Genomic DNA, 9,180 nt, shown 5'->3' with positions numbered 1-9,180 from the left:
TATGGTGGTACAGCACAAAAGTGGGGGTGATCGACCTGAAAAGAAAGTCGATCACCATGGGTAAAGGATGTTAAAAAGTGTTCACCCTGTCCCCGAACATCTGTCTACCATGTCCCCGGACTGTACAGGGAGAGGGTGAGGGGGAACAACGCCCACATTCCCCCGTTAACCTTCCTCAGTTATTCAACGCAGCCAGCGCGGTGCGTTCAGAGTATCGGCGTAGAAGTTCACCAGTTCATACAGCAGCCCTTCCATCACCTCGGCCATATCCCGCGGTAATACGTTGCTGATCAGCAATTGCGTAATGGTCTGGCAGTACAGCCCGAGCAGATCGCTTTCCGGTTCAAATGCGGGCAGACGGGACGGCAGATCGGTCAGGGTAAAATGCTCCACCAGGTGTGGCGGAATCGGCTCGTTAAGCATTGGCTGCAATAGCGCAAGACAGGCTGAAAGGCGGGCGCAGAGCGCCAGTTTTTCCGTCGGGTCGTCGGTTTCCAGCAGGGTATGGGCAAAGCGTTCACAGTGGTTCGCCAGCTCGGTGAAGTCGGTGTTGTGAGAGAAAGGTACGATAAATAATGCCTGAGCATGGGTTGGGGTAGTAGCCATAGTGGCAGCCTCCGATAAAGTGAGTGGATCCTGTAACTTTATCGGAGGCCAATCCCGGCGCCTGATTTTGCAGGCGCATCAGGAAGATACTGCGAAGCGTTAGTGGCGACAAGCCGGGAAAAACATTCCCGGAAGGCGCCTCGCAAAAAAGCGGAGTTCTTCCATGGCCCCCTCGAACTGCTGGAGAAAGATGTCCCGCTGTTCCTGGTGAAGGGTGAGGGCAAATGCCGGGCGCTGGACGATCGCGTGGAGCGTTTTGCGGTGAAAATTACCGATAACCTGGTGGTGTTTGATCCACGTGAGTACGCCCTGGCGGGGATTGACGATGCGTTCCGCTGGCTGCTGGCGCCATGCATCATCCCAACCTTGCTGGTGGACCGTCTTGCCGCCCATTTTGAGCACTACACCGGCCACAGCCTGGATATTCGCCGCTCCTACCGGCAGTTCGAGTATTAAGAGAAATAAAAAAGGGGACGTAAAGTCCCCTTATTCCCAGGCCTGATAAACGCAGCGCCATCAGGCGTTATGCAGGGGCGGATTAAACCCGGCTACCCCACAGGTCATATTCGTCAGCGTTTTCGACTTTCACGCGCACGATATCGCCCGGTTTCACCTTGGTTTCGCCGTTCAGGTAGACCGCGCCGTCGATTTCTGGGGCATCGGCCATACTGCGGCCAATCGCGCCTTCTTCATCCACTTCGTCGACGATCACCAGAATTTCGCGACCCACTTTTTCCTGCAGACGTTCAGCAGAGATCTGCTGTTGCAGCTGCATGAAGCGGTTCCAGCGCTCTTCTTTCACCTCTTCCGGCACCTGATCGGCCAGTTCGTTGGCGGTAGCGCCTTCCACCGGGCTGTACTTGAAGCAGCCCACGCGATCCAGACGGGCCTCTTTCAGGAAGTCGAGCAGCATCTGGAAATCTTCTTCGGTTTCACCCGGGAAGCCGACGATAAAGGTGGAGCGCAGGGTCAGATCCGGGCAGATTTCACGCCACTGTTTGATGCGCGCCAGCTGGCGGTCAACGGAGCCAGGACGCTTCATCAGCTTCAGAATACGCGGGCTGGCGTGCTGCAGCGGGATATCCAGGTATGGCAGGATTTTGCCTTCCGCCATCAGCGGAATCACATCATCAACGTGCGGGTACGGATAGACGTAGTGCAGACGCGTCCAGATGCCCAGCTTAGCGAGCTGTTCGCACAGGCCGACCATGCTGGTTTTCACCGGCTCGCCGTTGTGGAAACCGGAGCGGTGCTTCACGTCCACGCCGTAGGCGGAGGTGTCCTGGGAGATCACCAGCAGCTCTTTGACGCCCGCATCGGCCAGGCGCTTGGCTTCGGCCAGCACTTCACCAATCGGACGGCTCACCAGATCGCCACGCATGGACGGGATAATGCAGAAGGTGCAGCGATGGTTGCAGCCTTCAGAAATTTTCAGGTAGGCGTAGTGACGCGGAGTCAGCTTCACGCCCTGTTCCGGCACCAGGCTCAGGAACGGGTTGTGCTTTGGTTTTGGCACATAGTGATGCACATGTTCCAGCACCTGCTCGTAGCTGTGCGGGCCGGTAATCTCCAGCACCTTCGGGTGAACTTCGCGGATTTGATCGACTTTGGCACCCAGACAGCCGGTGACAATCACCTTGCCGTTTTCAGTGAGTGCTTCACCGATGGCTTCCAGAGACTCCTGCACGGCGCTATCGATAAAGCCGCAGGTGTTAACGATCACCATGTCGGCGTTGTCGTAGCTTGGCACGACGTCATAGCCTTCGGTGCGAAGTTCGGTCAGGATACGTTCGGAATCCACCAGGTTTTTCGGACAGCCCAATGATATAAATCCAATCTTTGCCATATTTTTGTACAATACATTGCTCGGGAAAAGGCGGATTATACACATGACCAAATTATATTCATACGTCAGATGGTCCTCAGAGAAGCAGGGGAACTCGACGACATTGGACCGCCAAATGTCCAGTGCTCGTGATTTTGCTCGTGAGAAGGGTTTAAAGCTGGTAGAAATCATCGATCCAGGCGTAAGTGCATACCGTGGAAAGAACGCAAATGAGGGTAAATTAGCCGACTTCATTTCGGCGGTAGAGGGTGGGGTGATAGACCGTGATTCATGGCTTTATGTCGAGAACCTTGACCGCATAACCAGGCAATCACCGACCAAAGCCCAAACGCTTTTCATACGATTACTGGACTTAGGTTTAACAGTCGTAACCGGTATGGATAGGCGAATCTATACCTTACAGTCCGTAAATGACAATGCGACAGAACTGATGGTTTCATTACTACTTTTCAGTCGTAGTCATGAAGAGAGTAAGACTAAGGCAAACCGTACTAAAGGTAATGTAGAGGCTTTGGTTAAGCGATTCAGAGATGGCTTACCAGTGAATATTAAAAGCGTTGGTAAACATCCCTGGTGGATAGATGAAAGTGGTTCGCAGTACGAAGCTGTTAAGAAGCACGAACAGTATTGGCCTATTGCAAGAGAGATTATCGATCTTTTCATGGCGGGTCATGGTGCTTACAAAGTCAAAAGATACTTAGACGACAAGTACCCAAAAGGCTTTGTTGGTGGTGGTGAATGGGATTACCAGATGCTAATCCGTATGCGTAAAAACCGGGCTTTAATCGGTGAGCGTACTATAGTGCTGAACAAAAAACCGAGTAAGAAGAAACAAGCCAATCAAGATATTTGGAGTGATAAAAGTACTGAACCCGAAACAATATATGTATTAAAAGGTTATTATCCATCTTTATGTACTGATGAAGTTGAATTTATTAAGTTACAAGAAGTCCGAAGTAAGAACGCTTATCATTCGAAAGACAGTACTGGAACGGTGAACATCAAACTGTTATCAGGTATTGGCATTCTAAGATGTGGTAGATGTGGCGGCACAATGAACTCTTTTATGAATAAAGGGAAGCCGCGATACATCTGTACTAATGGTCGTCACTTACAAAAAAATTGTACTGGTTGGTCTGTTAATGCAATGCTTATTGATCATTGTACTATCATTTCTCTAATTATCGGTTATATGGATACTGACAGAAAAACCGGTTTTGATACTGAAGTTATTACAAAGCAGATTGAAATACTGAACGATAAGTTAATAGAATTAGATAAAAGCATTGCAAATATAACTTTAGCGATTGAGAAGGGTTTTCAGCTTGAACAGATGATCAATAAAGGGATTGAGTTACAGCAAGAAAGAGAAAAACTAATAAAAGATATTGATCGTTTAGTTCAACGAAAAGCTATCTACGAAAATAAAGGTTCTTTCGAAATTGCGATGTTCGATTTCTTGGAAATGATTCAATGGAATGTGATGATTGATACATCGAATGAGATACGCAATAAAATTAGAAGTGTAATTGATAGAATCATTGAAGAAGTAACAATAGACAAGGTTGATGGCTGCATATCTGTCAGGATTAAACTGATTGGTAACGATGTGGTATTCGTATTCGCTGGTGAGAACAGGAAACCTAACTGGAAATTTGATGTTGAATACTATACTTCCAGTATCGATAAAAATACTGAAAGCGATCTGGACATTCGTAATGCTCTTGGCACGGATGTACTGAACAAGATATTTGAACAGTTAGATACGTTGCGAGGAAAGTTTCTGAAATTACTGAAGCATGTAATGGATGAAATCTTGCCTGTAGTTGGATACCCCGCGATAGATGGGAAGATGTTCTGGCCTAACACCAGTGGCAATGAAAGAGTTGTTGTGAACTACAAAGGTGAACGCCATACACTTGTAGTTAAAGGTACTTTACCTACTAATATAGCGGCATTGATAAAGGATAGTGGATTAAAGCGTAAAGAATTTATTGAGGTGTATCGTGTTAAAAAGATGTTGAATGAATAACTATCATCGTTCAAGATAAAACTCATGTTTGAATTTTTATTAGGTATAAAATCTTTCACCCGATAATAAAAACACTCAAATAAAAACAGCGGTTGTTTTTATTTGAGTAAACAATCACTTTGATTTTTGAAACCAAAATAGCGTGCAGTTATATTATATTGTTTTGTGTTGTGAAGGCAGATTCCTTAGCGTGCATTTACATGTGTGAATATATTAAAATAATTTAGAAGTAAACTGATTGAAAGTTTATTATTACTCCCTATAAATATCGGTAGATATTTATAGGGAGTAATAAAGAAAAATGAAACAAAATTAAGTTATGTCCTATACTATAAGTGTAGTTGAAAATCCTGCTGGTATACCCGTTTAGTCGTGGGGTAATGACATTAGCTTCATTACCCTTGGTATAATAAATTAGAACCTGATCCTATCGAAAATGTAGATGGCAGATGAGTTGTCCAGACAGAACGATGAGCAAATGAAACCCGTGGAGATTATACAGGACACGGCAATGTGGCTCAATAAAGAACCGGATAATATCCCGTAGGTTCCTCGATAGACATATAGGCCAACGCTTACCAAATGGTATAAGGGAGTCTATTACTCGTAATAGAATTTGGCAACGGAAATGTACAATATAGATCCGTTCTGAATTTGAGTACTTAGACAATTATAAAGATTGTTCATGTAGTCTTTATAATATGAATGGTGAATAACCATGACCGTTGCATAAGAACCGTGATAGGAAGAAACAGGGCAACCCGCTTCCGCTCGTTCTGGATTAGTACAATAAAGATCCGTCCGAAATTTACGACATGAAATGTTGATGAGTATCAGCGTCAAGAGTTACAGAATTATTGTATCTTTTGGGTTTTCTTCCCCCTTGCGGGGGATAGAAATGTATCTAAGAAATCCCGTCAAGTAGTGTTGTTTAAACTACTCAATAAATGATTAAAAGAAATATGAATTGAATGAGAATTAAGCGAGCGAAGTGAGATTAATTCGAGTGAAAATTCCTGGTTCGCTTGAAAAGCGAGACAGTTGAATAATGCTTGTTAATTATCAAAATTAATTGCAATCAGATATCGAATGGATTCAAAATAAAATTTAATGATACAGGTACATGTTACTAAGATCTTCTCGATAATTAATCTGTATTTCATAAGGTACATAAGGAGGAAGTACGGTTATTTTAAAATACAATAATTTGGTTTGTTTTAATTAACAATGTGTGCCTGCTGTTTTTATTGATTACAATAATAACATATCTCATGTGAGTTAGGTACATCATATGTGTGTATTATCTGAAAATGTACAGAACTCATTTTTTATTATGTATTTTTTTCCCCGTGGCTATTTGACGTTTGTGTTTCTTGTTTTATATGGTTAATTATCAACACTACAGTCCCAACGACATTAATGTTTCCTATTTCATCATTAGCAACTGTGATTGCTGGATAATTGTCGTTGTCACTAAGCAAACGGATCCCTTCCATGAGTACTTGTACTCTCTTAAATAAATAATTCCCTCTTTGCTTTAATACAACGAGTTTGTTATCAGTCAATTTTGTATCGGTGTTATCAATCAGCAGTATAGCCCCTGGTAAGAAAGTGGGGTGCATTACGTCAGTGTTGACCCTGATCGCGGAAAGAGAACGCGATTCCCTCGTCACAAGTAGCTGAGTGTCCAACTTTAGTACCTCACTACTCTGATCAATAAAAGGCACAAATACGACCTCTGAGTCAGCATTTAGAGTACTTGTTTGTTGACCTGTAGCAAGCCACTCAACAGATACATTACCTGCTTTAGCGAGCAGCACCAGGTTATCAAGAGTGGGGCTTGATGCAGCATGAAGATAGTTATGCACGGTACTATAGCCAATACCTGCACGTGTCGCGAACTCTCTACCCGTCGTTTCAAGAGATGCTATGACCTGCTTTAGGCGTTCACTGAACTCTTTGATGCTCTGCTTTTTATCGATCATTCTATCGCCATTCAACTTAAGGAATACTGTTCCTAATTCGATTTGACTTGTTCATTTTAATGATCAATCATGTTCATGATTAAGTAATGAGTGATCATAATGAAGAATCATAAACAAGAAGGATCTCAAAAAAAGGAATTAAATACCAGTACTCAAAACTGGCATAGAGCAGACGTACTGGCTTCTATACGTAAAAAGGGTAGTACGTTGGCTAAGCTGTCCAGAGATAACGGCCTGCATGAACGAACGCTATACAACGCCCTTGAAAGGCATTGGCCTAAAGGTGAGCAGATCATTGCCGATTTTATCGGAGTAAAACGAGAAGAAATCTGGCCTGAACGTTACAACAATGAGGAATAAATTGTGGCTTATGCAACATATACGGTGACTTGCCCACATTGTGGAAGTACAACGACAGTAAACACCGGAATTAAAAGCAGTGGTACAGGTGTAGGTTCTTGCGGGGCATGTAGAAAACTTGTCAGAGTAGAAGTTGATTCTCACGGTAATATAAAGCGAGTATTAAAATAACAAGGAAAAGTAATAATGAAAAAAATACAGTTTTTTGTTTACATGGGATTTGGGTTAATCATGGCATTCATTGTATATGATTATCTTAGTACATTCAGTGAACCAGGGATGTCATTTTCTACTGCATTACTCGCATTAATTACTTTAGTAATGTGGACTATGGTTTTGATCGTTTCATTATGGTGGTCAGTTATAGCCATTCCATCTATTCAAGAAAACTATCCTGGATTAACGCAGAAGTTGCCAAAGTTTTTCAATAACTATCTTCTGCCTGTTATCATTGTCATTTTATTACTAATAGCTGGGCAAGCTAATGTGTTCATGATGGACGTACAAGGAAAGAATCTGGGTTTTACGGTTGAAGACCAATTCTCTAAAGCGAAGAGTTCAGGGATCTTTGATAGAGAAAAGTGGATTGATATTAAAGCTAAGCAAGATGAGTCGATAAAATTAGCCGATGAACAAGCTGCCGTTGCTACTTTAGAAAAAAAGAACAAAGACTACATCGAAAGTAAGATTAACAGCCTTGACAGAAGCAGTGGTAAGCACTTAGTAGCTGAAAATATCTACAAGCAACATGGCGTTTGGGTTGATGATTTTATTGCTGTTCAAAAGAAATCGTGTTCAAACGAATTCACTCGGCTTTTAGCTGCTAATGAAGCATCTGAGCAAGCCATTGAGTACTGGAATGAAACTTCTGATGCCTTAAGGCAAAGTGGAACATCCCCATTCGCTGGCGGTCGAAGTCCTACGACAGATCCCGAAATTAAAAGAACCAAGAATGACATCGATTTTGCACGTTCTCAATTAGAAAAATGTGGTGTGGCTCATCTTAATGAGATAGAACAACGTGTTACAGTACAAATTAATAATTAAAATAGGCTCGGTACTATGTATTTCAAAGCGGTGGTTATAAGTTCAAGTTTGCTATTTTGTCTATCGGCCTCTGCTGAGGAACTAAAGCAAAATATTGATAGTTCATTACAAAAATGCAAGATGGATGCTGTTAGTACTATTGACTCACAGAATTGCTATATAAAAGCTACGACTGCTTGGGATACTGAGCTTGGGAATCAGTACAAACTGCTAATGAAAGATCAGCCTGAAAATGTGCGTATTACCTTAAGAGACTCGCAAAGGCAATGGATTAGATACCGAGATTTGTACAACAAAGGAATTGAGGGATTTTATAAAAAAGAAGAAGGTACTATCTGGAGCTTGATTGCGGCTGAAAGCAAAATGAATATCATCCGCGATAAAACATTAGATCTTTATCGACTAAGGAATAGTACAAATCTTGGTGGTTGATGTTAAAAGGTAGCGTATGCTACCTTTTTTATTGCCATCGATGCGTCAGGGCTGGTGGGAAACCGCTATTAATAATTCTTGCAGTACTTTCATCACTCCATTCACAAAGAAGAACTCCGAACATAAAATAATCATCCGTTTTTTCATCAAAGTACATGTGCATCACTCTATGGAGTAAGCGTTCGGTCTCACTGAAATACCTATGAATCATAGCTCATTTCTAATTTCATCTGTTTGTAGCTTTGAAACTTTAGATATAGTGGCTCTTGAACAACCTAATAACTCCTGAATTCGATTCCAGCTTTTACCATCTGAAAGCAGCTCCTTAACCTTTTTTCTAAGATTTTCATCTACAGGACGGCCTTTGTACTTTCCTTCACTTTTAGCTTTCTCAATTCCCTGTTTTTGGCGACGTCTGCGATCTTCATAATCCTTACGGGCGAATGCTGCCAGAAAATCTAACATCATCGTATTCATTGATTCGAACATTCGAGAAGTTAGTGAATCAGTACTTCCTTTCAATAATTGGTGGCTGGTTGGAAGATCTAACGATACAACTCTAATTCCTTTTGACTCGATGAGGGTGCGAAGACTTTTCCAATCATTGTTAGTCAGCCTGGCCAGGCGGTCAACCTGTTCACATAGAAGTATGTCGCCCGATTCTGCAATATCAAGTAATTGGAATAGTTGCGGACGTTGCAATGTTGCACCAGAAACATTCTCGATAAAGTATTTTGAGACTTTCATACCATGTGTGCTTACGAATTCATCAAGATCTACTTTCCCTCGTAAAGCATTTTGTTCTTGGGTTGAAGCCCTTAAATAGCCCCAAATACGCATTGTATCCTCCTGAAGTTCATTTTACATGGTTC

General features: G+C 42.6%; 8 protein-coding genes and 1 pseudogene. 5 read left to right on the top strand and 4 right to left on the bottom strand.

Features of this window, described 5'->3' with window-relative positions:
• Positions 1 to 183: 183 nt before the first annotated feature.
• Entirely contained in the window at positions 184 to 606 is a 423-nt protein-coding gene (locus M8014_RS09150; RefSeq protein ID WP_271282174.1) for a hypothetical protein, read from the bottom strand.
• Between the two features lie 150 nt (positions 607 to 756).
• On the opposite strand from M8014_RS09150, the pseudogene M8014_RS09145 reads away from it, so the two are divergent.
• Positions 757 to 1,062, top strand: a pseudogene (locus tag M8014_RS09145) (SIS domain-containing protein); the annotation flags it as partial.
• An 82-nt stretch (positions 1,063 to 1,144) separates the two neighbouring features.
• On the opposite strand, the gene rimO reads toward M8014_RS09145, so the two are convergent.
• The gene (rimO, locus tag M8014_RS09140) at positions 1,145 to 2,452 is read right to left on the bottom strand and encodes a 30S ribosomal protein S12 methylthiotransferase RimO (RefSeq protein ID WP_418939604.1); all 1,308 of its coding nucleotides are present in this window, start codon (positions 2,450 to 2,452) and stop codon (positions 1,145 to 1,147) included.
• Positions 2,453 to 2,495: 43 nt separating this feature from the next.
• Between rimO and M8014_RS09135 the strand changes: the two genes are divergently transcribed.
• Positions 2,496 to 4,484 carry a recombinase family protein gene (locus M8014_RS09135; RefSeq protein ID WP_271282172.1) on the top strand — a complete coding sequence of 663 codons (1,989 nt, stop codon included), beginning with the start codon at positions 2,496 to 2,498 and terminating at the stop codon, positions 4,482 to 4,484.
• Between the two features lie 1,331 nt (positions 4,485 to 5,815).
• Here M8014_RS09135 and M8014_RS09130 read toward each other — a convergent pair.
• Positions 5,816 to 6,469, bottom strand: coding sequence for a LexA family transcriptional regulator (locus M8014_RS09130; protein WP_271282171.1), 654 nt, complete (start codon positions 6,467 to 6,469; stop codon positions 5,816 to 5,818).
• Between the two features lie 99 nt (positions 6,470 to 6,568).
• Here M8014_RS09130 and M8014_RS09125 point away from each other — a divergent pair, with 99 nt between their 5' ends.
• From M8014_RS09125 to M8014_RS09115, 3 genes are all read left to right on the top strand, one after another.
• The gene (locus tag M8014_RS09125) at positions 6,569 to 6,829 is read left to right on the top strand and encodes a helix-turn-helix domain-containing protein (protein ID WP_271282170.1); all 261 of its coding nucleotides are present in this window, start codon (positions 6,569 to 6,571) and stop codon (positions 6,827 to 6,829) included.
• Between the two features lie 186 nt (positions 6,830 to 7,015).
• Complete coding sequence (locus M8014_RS09120; RefSeq protein ID WP_271282169.1) at positions 7,016 to 7,876, top strand: NADH-quinone oxidoreductase subunit J; 861 nt, start codon at positions 7,016 to 7,018, stop codon at positions 7,874 to 7,876.
• Between the two features lie 15 nt (positions 7,877 to 7,891).
• On the top strand, positions 7,892 to 8,308 hold the full coding sequence (locus M8014_RS09115) for a lysozyme inhibitor LprI family protein (protein ID WP_271282168.1): 417 nt from the start codon (positions 7,892 to 7,894) through the stop codon (positions 8,306 to 8,308).
• A gap of 207 nt (positions 8,309 to 8,515) precedes the next feature.
• Here M8014_RS09115 and M8014_RS09110 read toward each other — a convergent pair whose 3' ends face one another.
• Positions 8,516 to 9,148: a recombinase family protein gene (locus tag M8014_RS09110; protein ID WP_271282167.1), complete on the bottom strand. Its 633-nt coding sequence runs from the start codon at positions 9,146 to 9,148 to the stop codon at positions 8,516 to 8,518.
• Positions 9,149 to 9,180 lie beyond the last annotated feature (32 nt).

Origin of the sequence: Silvania hatchlandensis (assembly GCF_025564065.1) — a bacterium.
In the GTDB taxonomy this organism is placed as follows: Bacteria; Pseudomonadota; Gammaproteobacteria; order Enterobacterales; family Enterobacteriaceae; genus Enterobacter; species Enterobacter hatchlandensis.
The sequence above is the reverse complement of the archived record's forward strand: the minus strand, read 5'-3'. Positions and strand labels throughout refer to the sequence as shown.

What these genes read in the sequence shown, in the direction of transcription:
- M8014_RS09150 (WP_271282174.1), bottom strand. Translation starts at nt 606, where the DNA reads ATGGCTACTACCCCAACCCATGCTCAGGCATTATTTATCGTACCTTTC.
- rimO (WP_418939604.1), bottom strand. Translation starts at nt 2,452, where the DNA reads ATGGCAAAGATTGGATTTATATCATTGGGCTGTCCGAAAAACCTGGTG.
- M8014_RS09135 (WP_271282172.1), top strand. Translation starts at nt 2,496, where the DNA reads ATGACCAAATTATATTCATACGTCAGATGGTCCTCAGAGAAGCAGGGG.
- M8014_RS09130 (WP_271282171.1), bottom strand. Translation starts at nt 6,469, where the DNA reads ATGATCGATAAAAAGCAGAGCATCAAAGAGTTCAGTGAACGCCTAAAG.
- M8014_RS09125 (WP_271282170.1), top strand. Translation starts at nt 6,569, where the DNA reads ATGAAGAATCATAAACAAGAAGGATCTCAAAAAAAGGAATTAAATACC.
- M8014_RS09120 (WP_271282169.1), top strand. Translation starts at nt 7,016, where the DNA reads ATGAAAAAAATACAGTTTTTTGTTTACATGGGATTTGGGTTAATCATG.
- M8014_RS09115 (WP_271282168.1), top strand. Translation starts at nt 7,892, where the DNA reads ATGTATTTCAAAGCGGTGGTTATAAGTTCAAGTTTGCTATTTTGTCTA.
- M8014_RS09110 (WP_271282167.1), bottom strand. Translation starts at nt 9,148, where the DNA reads ATGCGTATTTGGGGCTATTTAAGGGCTTCAACCCAAGAACAAAATGCT.